This window comes from Paenibacillus sp. BIC5C1, assembly GCF_032399705.1.
GTDB classification, from domain to species: Bacteria; Bacillota; Bacilli; order Paenibacillales; family Paenibacillaceae; genus Paenibacillus; species Paenibacillus taichungensis_A.
Genome location: NZ_CP135922.1, coordinates 4938998 through 4959249, shown reverse-complemented (window position 1 = coordinate 4959249; position 20252 = coordinate 4938998). Strand labels below are relative to the sequence as shown.

At 43.9% G+C, this 20252-nt stretch carries 33 protein-coding genes; 32 read left to right on the top strand and 1 reads right to left on the bottom strand.

What is annotated here, in order from left to right; genetic code table 11:
• The 4 genes from RS891_RS22185 to RS891_RS22170 are packed head-to-tail and all read left to right on the top strand — an operon-like array spanning position 1 to position 2020.
• Positions 1 to 141: a hypothetical protein gene (locus tag RS891_RS22185; protein WP_315793224.1), complete on the top strand. Its 141-nt coding sequence runs from the start codon at positions 1 to 3 to the stop codon at positions 139 to 141.
• On the top strand, positions 125 to 1255 hold the full coding sequence (dnaN, locus tag RS891_RS22180) for a DNA polymerase III subunit beta (RefSeq protein WP_315793223.1): 1131 nt from the start codon (positions 125 to 127) through the stop codon (positions 1253 to 1255). The genes RS891_RS22185 and dnaN overlap by 17 nt, the downstream gene beginning before the upstream one ends.
• Entirely contained in the window at positions 1255 to 1758 is a 504-nt protein-coding gene (locus RS891_RS22175) for a DUF1064 domain-containing protein (RefSeq protein WP_315793222.1), read from the top strand. Before dnaN ends, RS891_RS22175 begins: the two co-directional genes overlap by 1 nt.
• Positions 1727 to 2020, top strand: coding sequence for a hypothetical protein (locus RS891_RS22170; protein WP_315793221.1), 294 nt, complete (start codon positions 1727 to 1729; stop codon positions 2018 to 2020). The genes RS891_RS22175 and RS891_RS22170 overlap by 32 nt, the downstream gene beginning before the upstream one ends.
• A gap of 28 nt (positions 2021 to 2048) precedes the next feature.
• On the opposite strand, the gene RS891_RS22165 is transcribed toward RS891_RS22170, so the two are convergent.
• Positions 2049 to 2261, bottom strand: coding sequence for a helix-turn-helix domain-containing protein (locus RS891_RS22165; protein ID WP_315793220.1), 213 nt, complete (start codon positions 2259 to 2261; stop codon positions 2049 to 2051).
• A 145-nt stretch (positions 2262 to 2406) separates the two neighbouring features.
• Between RS891_RS22165 and RS891_RS22160 the strand changes: the two genes are divergently transcribed.
• The 28 genes from RS891_RS22160 to RS891_RS22025 all read left to right on the top strand — a co-directional run bounded on the left by RS891_RS22160 (position 2407) and on the right by RS891_RS22025 (position 20246).
• On the top strand, positions 2407 to 2568 hold the full coding sequence (locus RS891_RS22160; RefSeq protein WP_193748451.1) for a hypothetical protein: 162 nt from the start codon (positions 2407 to 2409) through the stop codon (positions 2566 to 2568).
• A gap of 113 nt (positions 2569 to 2681) precedes the next feature.
• Entirely contained in the window at positions 2682 to 2861 is a 180-nt protein-coding gene (locus RS891_RS22155) for a hypothetical protein (protein WP_315793219.1), read from the top strand.
• A gap of 13 nt (positions 2862 to 2874) precedes the next feature.
• Positions 2875 to 3054, top strand: coding sequence for a hypothetical protein (locus tag RS891_RS22150; RefSeq protein WP_315793218.1), 180 nt, complete (start codon positions 2875 to 2877; stop codon positions 3052 to 3054).
• A 64-nt stretch (positions 3055 to 3118) separates the two neighbouring features.
• The gene (locus RS891_RS22145; protein WP_315793217.1) at positions 3119 to 3784 is read left to right on the top strand and encodes an HNH endonuclease; all 666 of its coding nucleotides are present in this window, start codon (positions 3119 to 3121) and stop codon (positions 3782 to 3784) included.
• An 88-nt stretch (positions 3785 to 3872) separates the two neighbouring features.
• Positions 3873 to 4727 (top strand): DNA cytosine methyltransferase, encoded by an 855-nt coding sequence (locus RS891_RS22140; RefSeq protein WP_315793216.1) that lies wholly within the window; start codon positions 3873 to 3875, stop codon positions 4725 to 4727.
• A gap of 79 nt (positions 4728 to 4806) precedes the next feature.
• The gene (locus RS891_RS22135) at positions 4807 to 5238 is read left to right on the top strand and encodes a hypothetical protein (protein WP_315793215.1); all 432 of its coding nucleotides are present in this window, start codon (positions 4807 to 4809) and stop codon (positions 5236 to 5238) included.
• A 31-nt stretch (positions 5239 to 5269) separates the two neighbouring features.
• Positions 5270 to 5443, top strand: a complete 174-nt coding sequence (locus RS891_RS22130; protein ID WP_315793214.1) for a hypothetical protein — start codon at positions 5270 to 5272, stop codon at positions 5441 to 5443.
• A 137-nt stretch (positions 5444 to 5580) separates the two neighbouring features.
• Complete coding sequence (locus tag RS891_RS22125) at positions 5581 to 6720, top strand: hypothetical protein (protein ID WP_315793213.1); 1140 nt, start codon at positions 5581 to 5583, stop codon at positions 6718 to 6720.
• A 60-nt stretch (positions 6721 to 6780) separates the two neighbouring features.
• Positions 6781 to 7125: a BC1872 family protein gene (locus tag RS891_RS22120; protein ID WP_315793212.1), complete on the top strand. Its 345-nt coding sequence runs from the start codon at positions 6781 to 6783 to the stop codon at positions 7123 to 7125.
• A gap of 22 nt (positions 7126 to 7147) precedes the next feature.
• Complete coding sequence (locus tag RS891_RS22115; protein ID WP_315793211.1) at positions 7148 to 7387, top strand: hypothetical protein; 240 nt, start codon at positions 7148 to 7150, stop codon at positions 7385 to 7387.
• Between the two features lie 109 nt (positions 7388 to 7496).
• On the top strand, positions 7497 to 7910 hold the full coding sequence (locus RS891_RS22110) for a YopX family protein (RefSeq protein ID WP_315793210.1): 414 nt from the start codon (positions 7497 to 7499) through the stop codon (positions 7908 to 7910).
• Complete coding sequence (locus RS891_RS22105; protein WP_315793209.1) at positions 7907 to 8149, top strand: hypothetical protein; 243 nt, start codon at positions 7907 to 7909, stop codon at positions 8147 to 8149. The genes RS891_RS22110 and RS891_RS22105 overlap by 4 nt, the downstream gene beginning before the upstream one ends.
• Complete coding sequence (locus tag RS891_RS22100) at positions 8146 to 8385, top strand: hypothetical protein (protein ID WP_315793208.1); 240 nt, start codon at positions 8146 to 8148, stop codon at positions 8383 to 8385. Before RS891_RS22105 ends, RS891_RS22100 begins: the two co-directional genes overlap by 4 nt.
• Positions 8382 to 8612: a hypothetical protein gene (locus RS891_RS22095; RefSeq protein WP_315793207.1), complete on the top strand. Its 231-nt coding sequence runs from the start codon at positions 8382 to 8384 to the stop codon at positions 8610 to 8612. The genes RS891_RS22100 and RS891_RS22095 overlap by 4 nt, the downstream gene beginning before the upstream one ends.
• The gene (locus tag RS891_RS22090; protein WP_315793206.1) at positions 8609 to 9244 is read left to right on the top strand and encodes a hypothetical protein; all 636 of its coding nucleotides are present in this window, start codon (positions 8609 to 8611) and stop codon (positions 9242 to 9244) included. The genes RS891_RS22095 and RS891_RS22090 overlap by 4 nt, the downstream gene beginning before the upstream one ends.
• A gap of 57 nt (positions 9245 to 9301) precedes the next feature.
• Positions 9302 to 9610, top strand: a complete 309-nt coding sequence (locus RS891_RS22085) for a hypothetical protein (RefSeq protein WP_315793205.1) — start codon at positions 9302 to 9304, stop codon at positions 9608 to 9610.
• Between the two features lie 271 nt (positions 9611 to 9881).
• Positions 9882 to 10442: a tyrosine-type recombinase/integrase gene (locus RS891_RS22080; RefSeq protein ID WP_315793204.1), complete on the top strand. Its 561-nt coding sequence runs from the start codon at positions 9882 to 9884 to the stop codon at positions 10440 to 10442.
• Between the two features lie 262 nt (positions 10443 to 10704).
• Positions 10705 to 11433 carry a phage terminase small subunit gene (gene terS / locus RS891_RS22075; RefSeq protein WP_315793203.1) on the top strand — a complete coding sequence of 243 codons (729 nt, stop codon included), beginning with the start codon at positions 10705 to 10707 and terminating at the stop codon, positions 11431 to 11433.
• On the top strand, positions 11423 to 12847 hold the full coding sequence (locus RS891_RS22070) for a DEAD/DEAH box helicase family protein (RefSeq protein WP_397386968.1): 1425 nt from the start codon (positions 11423 to 11425) through the stop codon (positions 12845 to 12847). The genes terS and RS891_RS22070 overlap by 11 nt, the downstream gene beginning before the upstream one ends.
• 83 nt (positions 12848 to 12930) lie before the next feature.
• On the top strand, positions 12931 to 13950 hold the full coding sequence (locus tag RS891_RS22065) for a DUF4062 domain-containing protein (RefSeq protein WP_315793202.1): 1020 nt from the start codon (positions 12931 to 12933) through the stop codon (positions 13948 to 13950).
• 121 nt (positions 13951 to 14071) lie between these two features.
• Positions 14072 to 15388, top strand: coding sequence for a phage portal protein (locus RS891_RS22060; RefSeq protein WP_315793200.1), 1317 nt, complete (start codon positions 14072 to 14074; stop codon positions 15386 to 15388).
• A gap of 173 nt (positions 15389 to 15561) precedes the next feature.
• On the top strand, positions 15562 to 16611 hold the full coding sequence (locus RS891_RS22055) for a 3-oxoacyl-ACP reductase (protein WP_315793199.1): 1050 nt from the start codon (positions 15562 to 15564) through the stop codon (positions 16609 to 16611).
• Positions 16612 to 16614: 3 nt separating this feature from the next.
• Positions 16615 to 17616, top strand: coding sequence for a hypothetical protein (locus RS891_RS22050; RefSeq protein WP_315793198.1), 1002 nt, complete (start codon positions 16615 to 16617; stop codon positions 17614 to 17616).
• 52 nt (positions 17617 to 17668) lie between these two features.
• A complete protein-coding gene (locus RS891_RS22045) occupies positions 17669 to 18091 on the top strand; it encodes a hypothetical protein (protein ID WP_315793196.1) in 423 nt (140 codons plus the stop codon).
• Positions 18088 to 18654 (top strand): hypothetical protein, encoded by a 567-nt coding sequence (locus tag RS891_RS22040; RefSeq protein ID WP_315793195.1) that lies wholly within the window; start codon positions 18088 to 18090, stop codon positions 18652 to 18654. Before RS891_RS22045 ends, RS891_RS22040 begins: the two co-directional genes overlap by 4 nt.
• A gap of 10 nt (positions 18655 to 18664) precedes the next feature.
• The gene (locus RS891_RS22035; RefSeq protein ID WP_315793194.1) at positions 18665 to 19240 is read left to right on the top strand and encodes a hypothetical protein; all 576 of its coding nucleotides are present in this window, start codon (positions 18665 to 18667) and stop codon (positions 19238 to 19240) included.
• On the top strand, positions 19237 to 19815 hold the full coding sequence (locus tag RS891_RS22030; protein WP_315793193.1) for a hypothetical protein: 579 nt from the start codon (positions 19237 to 19239) through the stop codon (positions 19813 to 19815). The genes RS891_RS22035 and RS891_RS22030 overlap by 4 nt, the downstream gene beginning before the upstream one ends.
• The gene (locus RS891_RS22025) at positions 19812 to 20246 is read left to right on the top strand and encodes a hypothetical protein (protein ID WP_315793192.1); all 435 of its coding nucleotides are present in this window, start codon (positions 19812 to 19814) and stop codon (positions 20244 to 20246) included. Before RS891_RS22030 ends, RS891_RS22025 begins: the two co-directional genes overlap by 4 nt.
• Positions 20247 to 20252: the final 6 nt, after the last annotated feature.

The window sequence follows — 20252 nt, the reverse complement described above, 5'->3', positions numbered from 1 at the left end:
ATGTGCAAAACTTGTGGTGGCGCAACAGTGAAATATCAGTTTATTGGTGCAATGATGGTGCTGGGACCTTGCCCGGAGTGCAATCCCAACGCAAAGAAAAAACCGTTGGAGGTGAATCGACCTTATGAAAATAGTCGTTGATAGCGAACTACTGGCAGAAGCCTTGGAAGATGCAAGCAAGGCCATTGCAAGCAAGAACATTATGCCTATTCTGGATTGCTTCTTAATCGAGGCTGGTACAGAAGGTGTTAAGGTCACTGGAACGGATACACGTACAACGATACAGTCATACATTTTCAGTGAACACGTTCAAGTTGAATCGCCTGGTCAGATCGCACTCCCTAAGCTATCCCTTGAAGTAATCAAGAAACTTAATGGTGATGTGAGCATTGAGAAAAAAGGTAACAACGCGATTATCATATCTAGGAAGAAGGAAATTGACATGGGTGTATTTGATCCAGAAGAGTTTCCAAGGGTGCCTGACATTGATGACAGCGAGTTATTTGAGACTACAGGCAGAGAACTTAAACGGCTTTTCAGAAAAGCAACCTATGCTGCTGATCCAACCGGCAAGAATGCGGCAATTCTAGCTGGAGCACATGTGTACATCAATGACGGAGTATTTGGCATTGAAGCGACAGACCGGCACAGACTTGCAAAAGCGGATCAGCACACAGAAGTAGGTAACTTGGGTGGAGCTGTCATTGAGGCTAAGGCATTGGGTGAGTTGCAAAAGATCATCTTGGATAAAGACAATCTTGAATTCGGATTTTCGAAATCTTTCACCGGCGAAGTAGTACACGTATTTGCGAGAACAGACCGATTCACTTTTTACTCCAGAGTGTTGGAAGGATCGTTCCCGGATGTAGGCCGGATGTCAATCGTGCCAGATGGTGTTACGGAAGTAAGCGTCGAAAAAAGAGAATTAATGAGTTGCCTTGATCTCATTTACACACTTGCCAAGGAAGATAAGCATAACCAGATCATCATCAGCATTACAGAGAATGAAGTGAGCATTCGTGGCAAAGGAAAAGAATCTGGAAAGGCAAATGAGAGTTTGGTTCCATTGTCATTTAAAGGTGAAAATTTCGCCGTTGCTCTGAATTCCAAGTACTTCATAGATGCTATCAAAGCATTAGAAGGAGATAAAGTGACACTGATTTTCCCTGGTAAGTTGAAGCCGATTTATATATTGGATGAAAGTGACGAGAGATCACTCCATATGGTACTTCCTTATAGGACGGAAGAAGTATAATGAACAAATACAATGCAACGAAAGTAATCGTCACTGAAGACGGAACCCTATTTACAGAATGGATTGTCAAAAAGCATGAACTTGATGTAACTGGCAAACGTTTTGACAGTGTAGCGGAGGGGGAGTATTACCAGTTTCTCCTCCAACAGCGGAAGTATGGGGAAATCAAGGACTTTGAATGTCATCCTAAATTTGTTCTACAAGAGAAACCGAAGATCACATACATTGCTGATTTTATGGTAACTGAGTTGGATGGTAGCCGGCGTGTGGTAGACATCAAGGGAGTGGAGACATCCACCTTCCGAGTAAAACTGAAACTGTTCCAAGCAAAATATCCGACTTTACCCATTGATATACTCATTAAAAAACGTGGGGAATTTATACCGCTTGCGCAATACAAGAAAGAAAAAGCAGCACGTAAACGAGCAACGAATGCACTTAAAAAACGAGCAGATGAAGGGAGAAAGCAAAATGCAAATCAAATTCACCGTAATCAAAAATGAGGATATCGAAAAGCATCTTAACGAACTGGACAAAAGCGAACTTTCTAGTCTCCTGTGGAAGATTCAGCAGCTGCGCCTTCTGGAGGGGAAAGCTGCGTTGAACACTTACCTGGTTGTTAACACGGACGAAGAGTATGCAACAGACATCGTTCGAATTTTGCAAGAAAACGGTCATTGGGGTCCGACACACGATCCCAATCAAACGGAGTTTAGGTTTGTTGGAGATACGATGGAGCTTCCAGAAGTTAAGAATCCTGTCTGAATGAAAAATTAAAAAGGAGCACAGAGGTTTAATCTTCCTCTTGCTCCTGCACTTTAAACAAATCTTCTACACCTATACCCAATGCTCTCGCGATACTAAACAAGTGAGCAGACTCATGTCGGGTATTCTTATCAAATCGACTTAATGATCCCTGAGGGATACCGGTCATTTCTGATAATTGCTGTTGAGTAATCCCCTTCTCTTTTAAAAGAGGCATTAAATTTGGTTTCACGTTAATCATTGTAGTCACCCTTTCAAAGGAATTATACGATAACGAATATTTATTAGCAAGATGAATTGACTGAATATACGATATCGTATATGCTTATATAAACAACAAATATACGAAATACGATAACGGATAATATATTGGAGGTTGAATCATTTTGAGAAGAACTTACAAAGAAACACCTTACTGGACCGATGGGTATTGGGAATTTGAATACGACCTCACTTTACTTACCATCTGGATTAGAGAGTTGAAAGTTCGTCTGAGCGAACGAAAACAGGCCATTAGGCTCAGAGCGTTCACTGGATACGTCCAGTGAGGTTGGCACCACTAAGAGGCAAAGGAAACATTTCCTGACCTCAACAAAGAAACAGTTTACTGGAACGATCAACATTGTACTGGAACTTAATAGTCAATTGGGAGGTATGCTCTGTGACTGAAGCTGAAAAAGATGAATTCTCCGCAGCCTTATCTGAAAGGTATGCACAGATTAGACAGGCCAGTTCTTATAACAAAGATTTGTTGAATGTGTGGGATGAAGTTGTCAGTGATTTACCTTCTGATATTAAATCAAAATTCGATGAAAAATATAGTCGATTGTCGGCATTGTAAGGGAGGTTTTGATGTGAGTACTGTAGATTTAAACAACTTTGATGAACAGCCTACCGAAGTGCAGCAAGCTATTGCTTTTTATGTCGGTTATTCGGTAAACGGAGTCCAAGCAACCGCTGAGGAGAGACAAGCGCACTATGCTGTTCTGGAACAGGTTGGGTTATTGGAGCCTATAAAATCCGTAGTGGAATAGCAGTGAAATAGGTTCAAAATATAAGCATAAGCACAGGGAATAGGAAGGAAAGGTGGATGAGGAAATGGCCCATCAGACATTCTGGAAACCGGAGAAAAAAGTGAAAGAAAAGAAAGTGAGCAGCTTCGGGCGAAGTAAGAAAGACAAAAAGCCTGTACCGGAATGGAAGAAGGACATTTTAGCCCATCACCAATCCAGACCAGGCTCGAAGGAGCGCGGCGATTTTCCGAAAGAAGTCGTAGCTGAACTTATCGAAGAATCAAACGGAATTTGTGAATGCTGCAAGATTGCGGAAGGGACAACTACTCACCATGTATATCCGCGAGGCAGAAAAGGACGGGGAGTTAAAACCAACGGCCTAAGGCTTTGCTGGCCCTGTCATGATCGGATTCAAACCAACGAAGAATTACTCCAATTTTGGATTTCCGCCTTCCGTGATAAATATGGAGACCGCTTTTGGTTCGACGAACAAGATTGGGACGAGTATAACCGGAAGCAAGATGCGTTGCAGAAAGCGGAGCAGGAGAAACAGAATCGCCAACAATCTTTGAACCCGGTTAAAGAACTTATTTCTTCTGCGGCAGGACGTTCGTTGAAAGCAAAAGAGGTCCGGCTTATTGAAATGATGGATGATAAACAGATCTCTATTTTTGAATCGTTAATCAACGATATCGTAAGAGTTGAAGAGAAGCATCAGGTCCCGTTTGGATACGGACACTTCGATGATTAATATGTAAATAATTCATATAACAACGAATTTGTAATGTTATTTGGGGTTTAGTTTCCCCGGATAACAGAGGAAGGGAGACAAGACACACATGATCACAGCCAAGAGTTATTTCAGCGGCGCAGGCGGCATGGACCTCGGGATGATGGAGGCGGGAATAAACGTCATTGAATCATTCGAGATCGACAAAATGGCCTGCGACACGCTGCGGCAGAACTTCAACCATAACGTTAATGAATCAGACATTACCAAAATCACCGTCTTGGACCAACAGGACGCGGACGTATATATCGGGACATTCCCGTGCACCAAATACAGCGCCATTGCAGATATTCATGGGACCCGGACCGGAGACGATTTGTTCCTCCACTTCTTCCGGCACGTAGCACTGGCTCAGCCGGAGGTATACGTAGTCGAGAATGTTCCTGGTATGAAGAAGTTTCAGGTTGTAATGGAGTGTCTGACACGGCTCCCGAACTATTACGTTCGCGTGGAATGCCCGGTTAACGCAAACATGTGGCTGCCACAAGAACGCAAACGGTTGATCGTGATTGGAACAAAACGACCGATACATGACCTTCCATACCCTGAATCAAACCCGGTTAGCATGAGGGACATTGTTGACGTAGGCGCTGAGGTGTACGCTCCAGATTACGTCCAGAAGCGATTGAACGGAGAGTACAGAGATTTGCCTATCATCACTAGTTTGGACGGCAAGGCGCCAACGTGTGTGGCTCATTACGCCAAGGACAGGTCCACACGGTTGGTCAATGATGGAAAGTCCATCCGACCGTATTCGGTGCGAGAGTATGCGCGGTTGCAAGGCTTCCCGGATTGGTTCCAGTTTGCTGGATCGGACAACGATGCATACAGGCAGATCGGCAACGCAGTAGCTGTCCCAATGGGCAGATGGGTTGGTCAAGCTGTTAAACGATATTTAGGTTAGCACCCCATAACAGAGGAAGGGAATACCCTCCCTTCCCACCACACAATGAGGGCTAGGCCCACCAAAGGAGAGATAACACATGGATATGCGAAACCTGAAACTCATCAATTATTGCTGGGGATGTGGGGCAGAACATGATGCAAGCGAAGTTAATTATGACCAGAATGCCACGGACAAAACTGTGAAGTGTCATTGCGGAGGTAACATTGTCACACCGTCCGGCAAGGTGCAATTACAAGTTGTGCCTGCGGTCCCGGTTTGGCTGATCGAGGATGGCTCAGAAACATTCCGCGTGGCGGCAGCCGATGACGAACAAGCCTTGCAGTTCATGATTGACGATTGGGGCATGGAGGATATTGAAGACGTGGAAGTAACGGTGATTACAGATCAAGAAGAGTTGCGGCGTAAATTCATTTTGAGCGAAGAAGGGTCAAAAACCTATCTATCAATCATGGACGTTTTGAATCAGACTGAGAAGTTTCCGACACTCATTAGCACATCAATATGGTGAGGCTCCGGCCTCTAACCAAGGAGGGATATACATGAACTACACAAAACTAACGGACGATCTAAAACAAGCGCAAAAGGCAGTTACAGAAGCCGTAGCGGGAACGAAGGATGGCGGCACAGCGAATCTGGATAAAGTGTTCCTGATACTGCCGCGAGCGCGTGAAGTGAAGGTTTTAGAAGCAATCAAAGCGGCGTTGGATCGGTGAGGGATACATGATTACGGTCAATGGTGCACAAGCAAATGTAAGGGAGAGGTCAGTCACTTTGTTTGTAGCAGAGATGGAACGAAGAGGTTACCAAGTGCTTGCGTATCGCCAAATGGATTAGGGGAGGAAGAACAGTCATGAGTGAACGTTTATTTCAAAAGGGCGAGTTGCCTATCAAAAACATTCTGAGTAAACCGAAAACGGTCATGAGTAAGCAGGAAGAAATCAAACAAGCGTTGGCAGCAGCCACACCGGGGCCGTGGGCGATTTACAAGACTACCGTGGGCAAGTGCGAGGAAACGTTGATTGGAACGGCGTATGACCATCCTCAGTTGAAAGCCCCTGATAACATCGTGGGTCACGCATGCGGGTTAGGTGGAGAGTTTGTGTACATTCGTGATAATGATGCAAACCTGATCGCCAAGGCTCCTGAATATATCGCTTATCTGCTGGAAACGTTGGAAGAAGTCTTATTGGATCGAGATATCGCGAAGCAGAACCGTAAACAATGGGAAAAATGCTATGACGCCGCAGAAGAAAAGTCAGACCGGCTCCGCAAGGAGCTTGAAGAGGCACAACAAGAAACTAAGCATATGACTACTTTACTTGATGACGATACAACCTCTGCCCTCACCGAACTGCATGAGTATTATTCACGAAGATACGCAGCAGAACGAGATGCAGCACAGGAGGCAGCACACAAGTTACAGCAGGAGCTTGAAGAGGCACGTAAGATCAAGTTCCCACGGCAACCGGATGGAGAAGGAGGATGGACGATAGATTATGGATTCTTGGATAAATTGGACACTCGGGTTTATAAAGAGTCGGATTATTCAGCGGATTTAGAAGACTTGGAAACGATGTTACTGGCTTTAGAGAAAGTTTTGGGTCAGGAAGGAGAGGGGAACCAACGGACGGTAGAGGTTACTCTCTCCAACGAAGGATACAAGGAACACCAACTTAAATTCGAAGAACAAGGGGAGATTGAAGTGGAAAACAAATTGACGCTCTGGTACAACATCGAAAAACGGGATGCAATTATTGAATCGGTTAAAGCAAACATCCAAAAGCGATATGGTTTCTCTGATGGAGAGTTCGTTTCAATCGGCGGAGGCTTTAAGTTCTTGTTTGATGATGAGACGAACGGGGAGATTGAAATCACATTTATCGAAGTGAACGGCAATCTAAAAGTAACCGTGAAAGGTTCGTGGCCGTGGGAAGTGATCGAAATATATAACCATTGCTTGCCACAATCGGCTGAGGAAGATCCGGCGTAAACAAGATTGAATTTCAGGGGTCGGGTCCTTTGGGCCTCTCCCTACTAAGGAGGATATAACGTGACACAAACAGCGTTGACCCGGGAGCAAGTGTTGGCACTAAAGCCCGGAAATAATCTGGATCTGATTGTAGCCATTGAAGTGATGGGATATGAAGCGGGTGAATTCAAAGACGGTTGGATCAAACTGGGGCCAAAATTCGAAGGTTGCCCGAAAAGATACAGCACGGACATGTCCGCAGCATGGGAAGTAATAAAGACCGCGCAAAAGGAATGGGCATGGGAGATGAATATGCGCAACACAGCTTGTGAAGTGGATGTGTATATCGGCCGGAAGGTTTATACCAGTAAAAACGTATCTGAAGCAATATGTAAGGCAGCTTTATTGGCTGTACTGGACTTATAACATTCATAGGAGGAATAGACGGATGAAAGTTACTAAGCGAATTATCAACACCTTTGAGCAATACATGAAAGTGAAGGACAGAGAGCATCAGCTTTTGTCGGCGCTATATGATTGGATGAATGCCCAGGGGATCGACACTGCGGATAATGAGTTTGCAGACGCTATTGCCGTAAGGATCGGAAATAACGAGTTCCAATCATCAGAACAATTTTTTGATGATTTGCAGAGATTTATTGATGGCGAACAGGTAGGTTACGGTTGATACGCAGTACGGATGCATAAGGCCGAAGGCCATCGAAATCGACCGAAATACTAAGCGAAGCGAGGCCGGATAAGGGTTTCTGGTCTCCCCAAATAGGAGGATATACAAGATGCAACCAAAAGCACCGCGTGCGTGGTACAAACCTTTAGGTCTTATGTTACCGCCAGAAACGATTGAAAGCATTATTTATGAAACGAAGGTAGTCGGCGTTTATCTGCCGATGGATGGCAGAGGGTATCACAAACTTCGAATGAGTGATTTTGAATTCATGCAACCATTAGGACGGGAAGATAGATTCGGGTATCCGATATTCGAAGGAGACATTCAAGAAAATGACGTAGAGGTTCGGATTATCTGTTATGACACCAAACAATCGCGGTTTAAGGCGGTACCGGTGAGTTTGTACAAAGCAAACGCAGGCAATGGTGGATGGACGGGATATGACGTGACGGACGCTGAAATAATCGGGAACATCTACAACAACCCTGAGTGGTTGGCTCCCAAGGAAGGAGCGGAACAATGAAACAGATTAAGGTGAGATGCACCGATTCATTTGAGGAATTCAACCTTGGCAATGGTAGATTGGTGTGTGCAGTCAATTACGGTGAGGAACTGGTAGCAGATTTGCACAAGGAGTCAGAAGAATATTATTCGACAGATAGCCAGGGAAGAGAAGTATACGTAGGGTGCTTGGATATGAACGGGACACTTGAACTGGACGATTGTTTCGAATTGGTTGAGGAAGGAGCGGATACAGAATGAGAAAATTCGGTTTAACGTATGATGATGCGATTGCAATCCAGTCGAGCTTAATCGAAGGGTTGAAAGCACAACGGAGATGGTACGACTTTGTGAGTCATGATATGTCGCCTGCGGAAAAGAAAACAGTCAAAGTGGAGTCTAAACATGCCATGAAAAAGGTCGCTTATCTCAATGGGTTCACCAAAGCGAAAACCAAAGCAGAAATCAAGGAATTAGGGAAGTTGGTGGTGGAATGAACAACCGAGTGGCTGGTTTGATAAGTGAATGGGAAGGCGTAGCTCCAGAGGATTTGATTGAAGCTATAAACGAACGTGATCAAGCAATGAAAGAGCTGACTGAAATCAATGCTAAGATTGCTTCCGACCGGGATCAGGTCAAGAGGGAACTTGAGTGGTTCGAAGATAGGTGCTTGGAATTGATGAGAGAAAAATGTAAGCGGGAGATCCGGGAGGGAACGGCATGAGCAAAGAAGAGGTAGTAGTTATCACGCCTAAGCAGGAAGACATTGATGATACAAATAAAATTATCCAGTTAAATTTTTTTTCGGATGTGGATAAAGAAGATATCCGTAAAACTAAATGGCTACTTGGGAAATATGTAGATATGATTGACATCATACAAAATTATGAATATGCACTTAAACAAATCGAAAATGGAATGTCGGCATACGAATTATTGTCTGCTGAGGGTTCGGTTGCCAAGCGAGAATCAGGTCATGAGCTGACAGCAGACGTTACAGCTAATTCGGTCATTATGAAAGACAAGCGTCATGATAACTACAAGCTTTACGTATTCATAACCAATAACATTCGTTTCGCCATAAACAACATTAAAGATCCTCATGAGAGTGTAGCAGCCAGATTGCTATTCTTGGAAGGTAAGAAGTATTTGAAGGCCCAAGTTTACATGGAGAAAGGATATCGTAAGGACGTTCCTGGTATTGCAGCAACTACATTTGCAGATAAACGGCGCAGGGCAATAGCAGGCATTGCTAACAGCCTTAAATTCAACAGGACTTTGGACTTTGTTACGATTGATTATGGTCGGGGTAGAAACAAAGATGGCGAGATAGCACTTAGAAGTATTGCGTTTTAAGAATAGGATTAAATTGTAACAGCTTCATACCGATATAAAAATAAAGGAGGTGGAAAAATGGGTAAAATTTACGAAACATTCAAATTAGTTACTGGTGATGGTGAACATTTCTCTGACATAGGCTTGAAGAAAATTATATACAATCTCGTTAAAAGCAATCCTAATAAGAGTACTTATTATTCTGTGGAAACAGGGAATAATTTTAACCAATTCGGACTACACAAAGATGGTTTTCTTCTTCAAGTCGATGAGCGCCATGAGAGTGAGTTCAAAGATGAGCCGTATATAATCATTATTAATGGTGGAGCTGGTAACTATAATTACTTTGGAACCGAGAAGTTTAACAAGTTGTTTGAGTTATTTTGAAAAATTAGTAGTGGGTAAACAGTAATTTCAAGATAGACTCTTTCCATAAAGAATTATAACATCAGGTCGCTGAAAAGCGGCCTTTTTGCATTGGAGGGAAGGGTATGGAGGGTAACTATTTCAGCAGAAATGAACCGGCTATTCCAAGGGTATCGGACAAGCAGCCGGAACAATGTCGTGGGTGTGGATGGGGAACGTGGACGGGAGTGAATCAGCTATGTATTATACCGAGATGTTGGAAGAAGGACCATGATCCAGAGAAGGTGATGAAATGAGGAAAGTCCAGCCGATCCGTGATGAACGTGTTATAGACGGAATGAAGGAATACTTCTATATACGAAGCATGCGCAATTACTTATTCTTTTGTATGGGTATATACAGCGGCCTGAGGGTATCAGACTTGCTGAGTCTTAGGGTGTGGCAAACCAAGGGAACTCACATAAGCATGGTTGAGCAAAAGAACAAGCATGCTAAAACATTTATAATTCATCCGAGTATTCGATCAGATCTCGATGAGTACACTGCGGACATGTTCCCGAATGATTGTCTATTTCCAAGCCGCCAAGTTAAAACAGTAAGTCGAATGCGGAAACAGCCGATTGATCGGACCACTGCATATCGTTTTCTGAGTGAAGCAGCTCGTGAATTCAGATTGAAAGATATAGGGGTTCACTCATTGCGAAAGACCTGGGCATACCGTCTGTATATGGACGATCCAGAAAATTTAGCGTTACTAATGGAGATGTTTGGACACAGCGATCCAAGAGAGACATTGGACTATATCGGGTTAACTCAGGACATGATGGACAGAGCAATACTTAAGTTGCGATGAAATTAGTGAAACAAAATACAATGATTAGTTCACTCAGAAAAGAAATATCATGGTATTAGATGAAGAAACACAATATTTTATGCCTGAAATGAGTGAAACACTATTACCTTTATGTTTCAGTCAGCTTACATTATTTAGTGGATATGAGTACAGAACAGTAGCCTGCGATTCAGCCGGAGGCTTATTTTGATTCGTAACGTTTGACTATTACTGACCTTAAATAGGAATTCCAACTCAATTACATGAAAGTGGTGATAATTTTGTGAGCAGAAAACAGAATCCGAATCGGAAGAAAGCGTTCAAAATCTGGAAAGATAGTGGCGGGGCGATGAAGCCGAAAGAGATTGCAGAAAAGTTGGACATTACCCCTGAATCAGTTCGAAAATGGAAGTCGCTTGATCAATGGGAAGGGAAGATGGCTAACAGTAAACCTGGCGCTCCGCGAGGAAATCAGAATGCTAAGGGAAATAGGGGAGGCAAGGGCGGGCCACAAGGGAATCAGAAAGCTGTAACACATGGTTTGTTCCGCAAGTTCGAACCACAAGATCCTGAGTACCTAGAACTCATAGATATTGTTCAGCAAATGGAACCTATAGACATGATCTGGCATAACATCACCCAGGGATTCCGTAAAATCATTTGGGCGCAGCGTATCTTCTTCATCAAAGACAAAGAGGATATGACCAAAGAGTTGAAAAGGGAGAAACCAGGTGAGTATGGAGATGAATACGAATGGGAGATACAGTTTGCTTGGGATAAGTATGCTAGTTTCATCAAAGCAGAAGCTACGGTCATGCGTGAGATCAGAGGAGCCATTAAACAATTCCTTGATATTGCACCGCAGGAAGATGAACGCCGATTAAAACTGGATCAGATGCAGGCCAAAGTCGAGAAAACCCGCCTTGAGATTGAAAAACTGAAGAATGGTGATGGAGATACCGAGGATGATCTGATTGAAGATTGGGTGAAGGCGGTGGAAACTGGTGAGTAAAGAGTCTCCGCAAACGAAACGCCGCTTTGCTGCATTCAAAAAACGTATTCCTGCGTACCGGAAGAACCCGGTTCTTTTTTGCGTGGAGCTACTGAAATTTACTCCTGATGAGTGGCAAGCGGAAGTATTGATGGACATAGCCAGAAGTCCGCGAGTGTCCGTGCGATCTGGACAGGGTGTCGGGAAGACAGGTCTTGAGGCTGCGGTGGCATTATGGTTCCTATCGTGTTTCCCGTTTCCGAAGGTTATCTGTACAGCACCGACTCGTCAGCAGTTGCATGATGTCTTATGGGCAGAGATAAGTAAATGGCAAGAGAAGAGCCCTCTGCTCAAGCGAATACTCAAATGGACAAAGACTAAGATTTACATGCGAAATTACGAGGAACGATGGTTTGCTACAGCCCGGACAGCAACTAAGCCAGAAAACATGCAGGGTTTTCATGAAGACTACATGTTGTTCATAGTGGACGAAGCTTCCGGGGTTGAGGATCGGATCATGGAAGCGATCTTGGGTACACTCTCAGGCGAATTCAATAAGTTGCTCATGTGTGGAAACCCGACTCGGACCAGCGGTGTGTTTTATGATTCTCACAACAGGGATCGAGCAGATTACAACACGCACAAAGTTTCCTGTCTGAACAGTCCTCGGACAAGCAAAGAGAACATAGCTATGCTTGAACGGAAGTATGGCAGAGGATCTGATGTATGGCGCGTCCGGGTTGAAGGGGAATTCCCTCGGGGAGAGTCGGACACCTTCATTGCATTGGAAGCTGCTGAGTTTGCGAAGAACGAAGTTCGAATTGAATCAAACGGGCACAAACTTACTGTTGGTGTTGACGTGGCTCGCTTCGGTGATGATGAGACGACGATTTACGGACAGGTTGGTGGAAAGGTAGCGAAGAGTCACTTCCACCACAAGCAGGATACAATGACGACTACTGGTTGGGTTTTACGCATTGTTGATGATATTAAGTCTGAACATCTAGAAGTGGACGAAGTTGAAATTAGAGTCGATGACAGTGGTATAGGTGGAGCTGTGACGGATCGTCTCAACGAAATCAATGATGAGAGGAATCTTGGTTACACAATAGTCGGGGTAAACAATGGATCTTCGGCAGACGATGCACATTATGGAAATCTTGGTTCCGAAATGTGGGGGCACATTAAATCTTTGTTAGAAGAGAACATGAGCAATTATATTCTTGGGGTTCCTGGTGTCCTTGAACTGCCGGAAGATGAGAAATTGGTAACACAATTAACAAGCCGTAAATGGAGAATGGGCAGTAACGGGAGAATTTATCTGGAAAAGAAAGAGGACATGAAGAAGCGAGGACTTCAATCTCCCGATAGAGCAGATGCTTTTGTTTTGGCCTTTGCTAATATTCAAACAGAATCTGGGTTTGCTTTTGGGTAATCATCATGGAGTAACCCATTGTTGAAAAAAAGGTGTTATACTACTTAAGCCTAAATACTTAATTTTTCCACATGGAGGGAATTATGGACAAAAGATATCAAGTATTTGTGAGTTCAACATATCGGGATTTGCAAGAAGAAAGAAAGGAAATCATGCAAGCCTTACTAGAATTGGATTGCATCCCCTCGGGTATGGAACTTTTTCCCGCTACCAATGATGATCAATGGACACTTATTAAAAGTGTTATAGATGACAGTGATTATTACATTGTTGTTCTAGGGGGAAGATACGGTTCAATTGGTCCTAAGGGAATTAGTTATACTGAGATGGAATATAGATATGCTTTGGAATCCGGAAAACCAATCATTGCCTTCGTTCATGAGAATCCTGATGAACTGCCTGTTAATCGAACAGAGCTTGAAAAGGAAGGCAGAGAAAAGCTAAAAGAATTCAGGGAATTAACTCAAGAAAAGTTAGTTCGTACTTGGAGTACTCCTTCGGATTTAGGTTCTGTAGTTTCGAGGAGTCTGACGAAACTAATAAAATCAAATCCAGCAGTTGGTTGGGTAAGGGCGGACTCAGTGTCAGATGGTGAATCTGCCAAAGAGATACTGAGGTTAAAAACTGTGATAGATGATTTACAAACTGAATTGAAAACGGTTAGAACAACTCCGCCGATAGGAGTAGAAAACCTGCACCAAGGAAATGATAAATTTGATCTGGGATACACTTTTCCCGCAAAGAACAACCAAAATAGCGGCATTAGCAGATTACGCGGAACATTAGAAGTGAGTTGGGACGAAATATTTTATTATATCGGGCCTATATTGTTGAATGAGTCAACTGAAGATGAGATGGCGAGAGCTTTGATTAGGCTTATTATAGACGAAGATGGAAAAAAAATAAGAGAGAGGGGGTTAGTTAGAAATACAACAGTAAGTGTTGATTCGACTGACTTTCAAACTATTAAAATTCAGTTGAGGGCTCTTAGATTAATTGCAATGAGCTCGAAACAGAGAAGTGTGAAAGATACCTCGACATACTGGATGCTAACGCCTTATGGTGACGATTATTTGATGTCGTTAAGAGCCCTAAGAAAATAAAATCCGTAGTAACAACGCAATAACGTGATGATATTATAAATCCATAGAAATATGACCAAAGAAAGAAGGTAAGGAAACATTTCCTGCCTTCTTTTTGTTTTGTCAGAAAGGAGGTAGGCGATTGGGGGTAAGATCATGGTTTGTTAATTGGCTTGAAGCAGGAAGGACGAAAAACGAGCCTGACCGAATGACAGAGAGTTATCCTTTTCCGTACGGAGTGATGATGCGTAAAGGTAATAACCAGCCAGCGCCGAAACGTACTCCAACAAACTTGCGAAAGCTATCGGAGTCACCAATCCCGAGAAGAGCAATTAACGTCATCAAGAACGGGATTACAAAGCTTAATTGGTCGGTAGCAACCATTGATGAGAATGAGTCTGAGAAGTATCACGAAATATGCAAAATCATTGAGCGAACTCTCTTAAAGCCTAACCCGGGTGATACGTTTCGATCTTGCATTGAACAGCTTGTTGAAGACATGCTTGTTTGTAGTGCTGGTTCATCCGAGGTTATCCGGGCAGGAGATCCACTCAGACCATTCAGGATGTATCCTGTTGATACGTTCTCTGTAGATTTGTACCCGGAATGGGATGGAAAACCGACTTCGTACAGGTATGCACAGAGAGTGAACGGTCAACACATCCATCTGAAATCTTCTGAATTAATGTATATTCGGATGAATCCGAGGAGTAATACTCCGTTTGGTCTTTCTCCACTCGAAATTGTGTGGGAGTCTGCGGAGAGTTTTATTTCCGCTCATCGCTCTGCTGGGAGGCAAACGGCTGGTGCAGGGAGGCGTAAGTTAATTAACCTGGGCACAAAAGCAAATGAGAATGCTGTGAAAGCATTTCGTGTTTATTGGGAAAACGAGGTCATGGGAAGAGGTGTTGACCCGATTATTGGCGGGGAAAATCCAAGTGTTCATGATCTTGGAGCTACTGATGACAAAGCTTTGTTCCTTGAATGGCAGCGTTTCTTGATTGAAATCGTGGCTATCTCCTTTGATATCTCGCCCAAAAAGCTTGGGCAGACCAAGGATGTTAATAGGAGCACAGCCGATAGCGAGGACGAAGACACTGAAGATACCGTCCAATCCATTGCAGAGAATATCGTCGAGCATATCAACAATCATATTATTGACGGGATTTTTGGTATGGGTGGCGTGCTTGAATTCAAATTCCACTATGCGACTTCTTTGAAAGATCGAAAACTCAAGGCGGATATTGATGCAATCTATTTAGATCGTCGAGTCATAACGCCGGATGAGGTTCGTGATGAACAAGCTAAAAAAGCATTGCCTAACGGTCATGGTGAAGTATTGCTTGTTCCAGGCAAGACGACTGTAGTTAACCTGAATGATCCTGTTGTTGCCGAACAGCAAATAAAAGAAACAACGAGTGATCCTCCACCAAACATAACTGAAGAAGATGAACCTTAACACCTCTTAAATAAGCTGGTGTTTTTTTTATTTTCACAGAGAGATGGTGAGAAAATGCTTTCGAAGATCGTTTCTAAGCTGGTAAGGATGACTTATCAGCGGTCTGTTCCTACTCCAAGAAATCGGTGGGAAAGACGGGAACTCCAATTCCGTGGGAGGGGGTGAGAATTTAAATGCTCAAAACATTGAAAATGAGCAGGCAAACCATGCGTGTTCAAGACTTTAGTATGTCTGATGCAGGAAGTCATCCCAATAAAGTTCCTTTCAAGTGTGCGTTGTTTGCAGTTGACCAGCCAAGTGATGGCTCGCCTCATGGAGCTGGAGGCAAAAAGATTCGTATTTCATCCAGTGTTTGCGATCAATGTTTACATACGTTCGTGGGTATGGCCTTAAACATTGACTATATCAACGGCATGTCTGATCATGACCCGCGTTTTAAAGTGGCGGTAATCGAAAAGGCTTACCGTGCAATGGATGGATACGCTTGGATTGAGGGCTATATCTACGGCAAAGACTTTCCAGACGTGGTTGCTACAATCCGTTACTATAACGGGCTAGCTTCGGAGCATAGCTGGAGTGAATATCAATTTGGAGCATCACTTGAAATGGAAGCATCCGTGCAAAATGCTACTGATGCAGATGACGTATTGGATGTTATGGAGTTTTGCGGTACTGGAGCAGCTATTCTGTTTGCCGAAGCCGCTGCTTATAAAACAACGAGTTTTGCAGCTCGTAATTCGAAACAGAACAAGGGGGATGTCGATATGACACCGGAACAAGTAAAAGCGATGGAAGATGCAATGAAGGCGTTGCAAGACAGCATGACGACCATTACAGCAAGTGTGCAAAGTGTTGTGACGGAGGTCGGGTCTATTAAAACCGAAGTTACAAGCATGAAGGCATCGAAAGAAGAGGATGAACAAAAGACAGCAGAGGAACAAGCCGCTGCTGATCTGAAAGCAGCTCAAGACAAAACGGCTGCGTTGGAGAAGGAACTCAAGGAGTTGAAAGCTGCTGCCACTCCTCCAGGAGAACCAGAAAGAAAAACAATCAGTGCGACTTCGTTGCTCTCCAAATATGGTACTAACCTTGCCGTAAGCGACGCTGAGACTGATTACAAAACGTTCTGTGCCTCTGTTGATGCTCTGAACCTTTCTTCATCTGAATCATTCAAACTTAAAATGCAGGCAAAAGCACAATTTGCCGAGAAAGAGAGCGTGTAATTTATGAACAGTCGCGTTGGGCAAGCTCAATTCGTTGATATCGCAGCAGCAACTCAATTCCAAGGACCAGGTGCCCTGATCACTGATGATTATCAAAAAGAAATTACGGACATTCTTCGCCGGAAATCGGTTCTGGATGGACGAATCAATTACGTACCGGCTACGGGAGATATCTCGACTTACTATGAACAAAACACGGTAAACGGTGGGGATTTCATTGACCCACGTAATCCTTCAGCTACACCAACAAGCAATCAACGCACGCCTCATGGTGTGAAAATCAAGGCTTTGACGAATCAGGTTAACTTCGGGCATTACGATGTCACTCTCGGACAACAGCAAAATAACTTCCCGGAACTAAAAGCCAAGGATCTCGATGACATGCTGAATGGAATTGCATTGACACATGGTAAAGCGCTATGGCGAGGAAATGATACTGCTTTGGCCGTTCCTACTACTCGACAATACATGGGCATTCCAAGTCAAATCACAAATACGTTCACAGTAGGTGTTGGAGCATCAATTGTTTCTGCTATTCGCGCTAAAGTTGCGGCAATGGTAGGAAGCGAGAAATATGAAGTGTTACCGACAGCGATTTACATTCACCCAATCGGTCATTATCACATGACTGAAGAAGTGCGTTTGGCTGTAGAAAGCGGAAAAATGTCTGATCCGTTTGGCAAGACAGTTGTAGCTGGTCTTGAGGTTCCAACTATCATGACAGCGGCTGGCTTGTTACCAATCATCCCTGAGCCGTTTATGCCTTCTAAAGCAAACGAGACTAATACAGGCAATACGGATTACGGTATCGCGATTGTCACCGAATCCATGATTGAGTATCACTATGTTGGCGAAAAGGGTATGTTCCTGTTCGAACTTGGAACAACAAGCAATTTGCTTGAACAATACATCGGTGTGAAATATGGCGCACCAGTTGCTAAAGGTCCAAGTTACGCTCATGCGTATGGAACTATCGAACGTCCTACAATCGCTTCTGTAGGCTAATCAAGTTCAAGACGGCCCAGAAGGGCCGTCTTACAGAAAGGAGAGTGACTTTGTGGCGAAATCGAATTTGGACAAATTGAAGGATGCTATTTCTGCTGCTATTGAACTGCTATCTCAAACGAAAGCTGGGAGTGATCCGGGGCAATATCCAATCGCTGCTGTTGAAGCTTTTCAGAGTGCTGTCAAAGAAGCTGAATCATTGGTAGCAACAGATGGTGCTGAACCGAATCAATTCGAAGTTGGAAATAACGTGCTGAATGAAGCACGAGAAGATTTTATCTCCAGCAAGGTTGTTGAACCGCCAAAAGATGATAAACCGGATGTTGTTGAATTGACTTTGATCGGCACGCCAAGCCAGTGTAAAGGCTCGCATTCTATCCATTTCAACGGAGGGATTGTGACATTCCAGGAAGGAAAGACACTTGTTCCAAGCGCACTAGGAAATACGCTCATCAAAAGTGGTTATGCGAAATGAGCCGTTACCTCGAAGTTACCGATATCGATTATGTTCCTGTCAGTGTCAAACTAACAGAACCTTTGATCATTCGTGCATCTGCCATTATTGACGGCAAGTGTAAGCGTGAGATTGGGGTAAAGGCATACACCGAGCGCATACGGCTCACTGATGCGCAGCGAGGACACCTGTCCTATTACCCTGTTGTTGATGTGCTTAACGCAAAAGGAAGACCTACACAGGGTATTCTCGGGAATTTCTTCGGTTCTCCTAACTTCGAAACCATTGATGACTTAAGTATCATAGATGTGGACAAGGAGATCGGAACTATTTGGTGTGGACATTCACCTTTCGGATCAGCCTACGAAGAGTTGGAAGTGAGCTACACAAGCGGGTGGGACATCATACCGGATAAAGTGAAGGTAGCTTGCGGGTTGCTCATTGGTCAAATGTCTACCAATCCTAATACTAATGTGAAGTCGAAGAAGGATTTCGATTACAGCATTGAGTACTTTGGAAATAACATGATCACACCGGAGATTGCCGATTTGTTGTCGGAGTTCGAGCTTCGGTCATTTAGGTAGGTGAAGATAAATGTTCTATGAGTTCTCTCACCGTCACACGGCCTGTTTAGTGGATGAAAACGAAGAATCGGTCATTCTGTCCAGAGAAACGAAAGCAACCACTGTAATGGGCAAAGAATTCGTTTACAATGGAGTCTTTTCACCGGATTCATTGATTGAAAGAGGTTCTTTATTACGAACTGACGATATCTTCTTGGTACAGACGCTTCGAAAAACGGTTGACGGGGACAACTACTGCTCCCTAATCAAGACAAATGTTACCGTTGAAGTTCGTCGCTATGCACAAGAGTATGATGATCAGGACAACCCGAAAGGGCGTCCTGATTTTGTTTCTGTCGCAGCGGATGTTGTTGGTTTCGCTCAACATGTATCGGCGCAGCTCAAGCAAGAGGAACCCGGCCTACTCCCTACCACATCGTTGGTTCTTCTTTTGCAGATCACAGTTGATGTCAAAGAGCCAAGTGATCCTGATTTATTGCAGCCAAATCGCATCGTAATAGCTGGAAAGAAGTATCAAGTGGACGTAGTGGATCGGATCAAGTATCCGAATCTACTATACATCCAATTGAGTGAGGACCGGCGATGATCACAGGTTATGATGCTGAACGTGCGGCGAGGGATTTGGAGAACAAACTGGCGGTTGAAATCACAGGTCTGACAAAAATCGTTATGCTTACTGCCAAGACTGGCATCAGATACTACCCGGCCGTCCGGGAAAGCTTGGAAATGCAAATGACTGTTCTGGCGAACCAGATGATATCAGGAGACATCACTGCTGATTACTGGCAAGCCTGGCTTGAACAGTTCGGTAAAGGATCACTTATGGCTGGCCCGAGTCAAAACCCGGGTCTGGTAAGTTATATGAATAGTGAAGGGTGGAACCGGCTGAGATCAAAGGGAAGCCGAGTTGTTGTAGGCCGGGGTAGAGGAAAGTACCGAGCAATTGACGGAACGATTAAGGAGTCCAAAGGCGGATATGCAGGCGTTGATTTGGAGGAGTTGGCAGAACGGGGGGATCTTGATCCTTCGTTCAAAGCCACTCCTCCTACTTATTTCATGCGTATTGCTATCGAATCGAACCGGGAGCGGATATTGAACGGAATCAGTCGCGTTATTACTGATTTCCCATATCATCGCTACTTCAGGGAGGTGAAGGGTTGAGTTTGCAATTGTTGGATGCAGTTCAACATGCGCTTAAAAGTGATTTGGAGCTAATGGAACTGCTAGAACTTGATACATCTTCACCATCCAAAGAGGTAGTGAAACGATTGACCAAGGGAATGGAGCCAGAAATCACTGTAAGTCATGAAACTGTGCCTCATATTTGCCAGTATGTGATGCCAGGGCGCTTTTCTCCGAATCAATTAGTCTTCGAAGGAAAGTTTTGCTTAGATTTTTATGCTGGGACTGGTTATGCCGCGAAGCTGCTGTTTGAAAGAGCGTTCCGTATTCTACACGACAAACGGATTACGATGCCAGGTTGGGCGACATACCTTTGTGTACTTACGTATGACGCTGATTTCGCAACCGGAATCCAAGGCGTAAAAGGATACAAGGCTATTTTCGACGTGGACTATCTTCGAATGAATTGAGGTGAA

Bases quoted from the DNA above. Each gene is read 5' to 3' on its own strand.
- RS891_RS22115 (WP_315793211.1), top strand. From the start codon at position 7,148: ATGAAAGTTACTAAGCGAATTATCAACACCTTTGAGCAATACATGAAA.
- RS891_RS22105 (WP_315793209.1), top strand. From the start codon at position 7,907: ATGAAACAGATTAAGGTGAGATGCACCGATTCATTTGAGGAATTCAAC.
- RS891_RS22035 (WP_315793194.1), top strand. From the start codon at position 18,665: ATGTTCTATGAGTTCTCTCACCGTCACACGGCCTGTTTAGTGGATGAA.
- RS891_RS22095 (WP_315793207.1), top strand. From the start codon at position 8,382: ATGAACAACCGAGTGGCTGGTTTGATAAGTGAATGGGAAGGCGTAGCT.
- RS891_RS22055 (WP_315793199.1), top strand. From the start codon at position 15,562: ATGCTCAAAACATTGAAAATGAGCAGGCAAACCATGCGTGTTCAAGAC.
- dnaN (WP_315793223.1), top strand. From the start codon at position 125: ATGAAAATAGTCGTTGATAGCGAACTACTGGCAGAAGCCTTGGAAGAT.
- RS891_RS22065 (WP_315793202.1), top strand. From the start codon at position 12,931: ATGGACAAAAGATATCAAGTATTTGTGAGTTCAACATATCGGGATTTG.
- RS891_RS22030 (WP_315793193.1), top strand. From the start codon at position 19,237: ATGATCACAGGTTATGATGCTGAACGTGCGGCGAGGGATTTGGAGAAC.
- RS891_RS22145 (WP_315793217.1), top strand. From the start codon at position 3,119: ATGGCCCATCAGACATTCTGGAAACCGGAGAAAAAAGTGAAAGAAAAG.
- RS891_RS22110 (WP_315793210.1), top strand. From the start codon at position 7,497: ATGCAACCAAAAGCACCGCGTGCGTGGTACAAACCTTTAGGTCTTATG.
- RS891_RS22130 (WP_315793214.1), top strand. From the start codon at position 5,270: ATGAACTACACAAAACTAACGGACGATCTAAAACAAGCGCAAAAGGCA.
- RS891_RS22085 (WP_315793205.1), top strand. From the start codon at position 9,302: ATGGGTAAAATTTACGAAACATTCAAATTAGTTACTGGTGATGGTGAA.
- RS891_RS22185 (WP_315793224.1), top strand. From the start codon at position 1: ATGTGCAAAACTTGTGGTGGCGCAACAGTGAAATATCAGTTTATTGGT.
- RS891_RS22175 (WP_315793222.1), top strand. From the start codon at position 1,255: ATGAACAAATACAATGCAACGAAAGTAATCGTCACTGAAGACGGAACC.
- RS891_RS22170 (WP_315793221.1), top strand. From the start codon at position 1,727: ATGCAAATCAAATTCACCGTAATCAAAAATGAGGATATCGAAAAGCAT.
- RS891_RS22090 (WP_315793206.1), top strand. From the start codon at position 8,609: ATGAGCAAAGAAGAGGTAGTAGTTATCACGCCTAAGCAGGAAGACATT.
- RS891_RS22165 (WP_315793220.1), bottom strand. From the start codon at position 2,261: ATGATTAACGTGAAACCAAATTTAATGCCTCTTTTAAAAGAGAAGGGG.
- RS891_RS22140 (WP_315793216.1), top strand. From the start codon at position 3,873: ATGATCACAGCCAAGAGTTATTTCAGCGGCGCAGGCGGCATGGACCTC.
- RS891_RS22125 (WP_315793213.1), top strand. From the start codon at position 5,581: ATGAGTGAACGTTTATTTCAAAAGGGCGAGTTGCCTATCAAAAACATT.
- RS891_RS22135 (WP_315793215.1), top strand. From the start codon at position 4,807: ATGGATATGCGAAACCTGAAACTCATCAATTATTGCTGGGGATGTGGG.
- RS891_RS22050 (WP_315793198.1), top strand. From the start codon at position 16,615: ATGAACAGTCGCGTTGGGCAAGCTCAATTCGTTGATATCGCAGCAGCA.
- RS891_RS22080 (WP_315793204.1), top strand. From the start codon at position 9,882: ATGAGGAAAGTCCAGCCGATCCGTGATGAACGTGTTATAGACGGAATG.
- RS891_RS22040 (WP_315793195.1), top strand. From the start codon at position 18,088: ATGAGCCGTTACCTCGAAGTTACCGATATCGATTATGTTCCTGTCAGT.
- RS891_RS22100 (WP_315793208.1), top strand. From the start codon at position 8,146: ATGAGAAAATTCGGTTTAACGTATGATGATGCGATTGCAATCCAGTCG.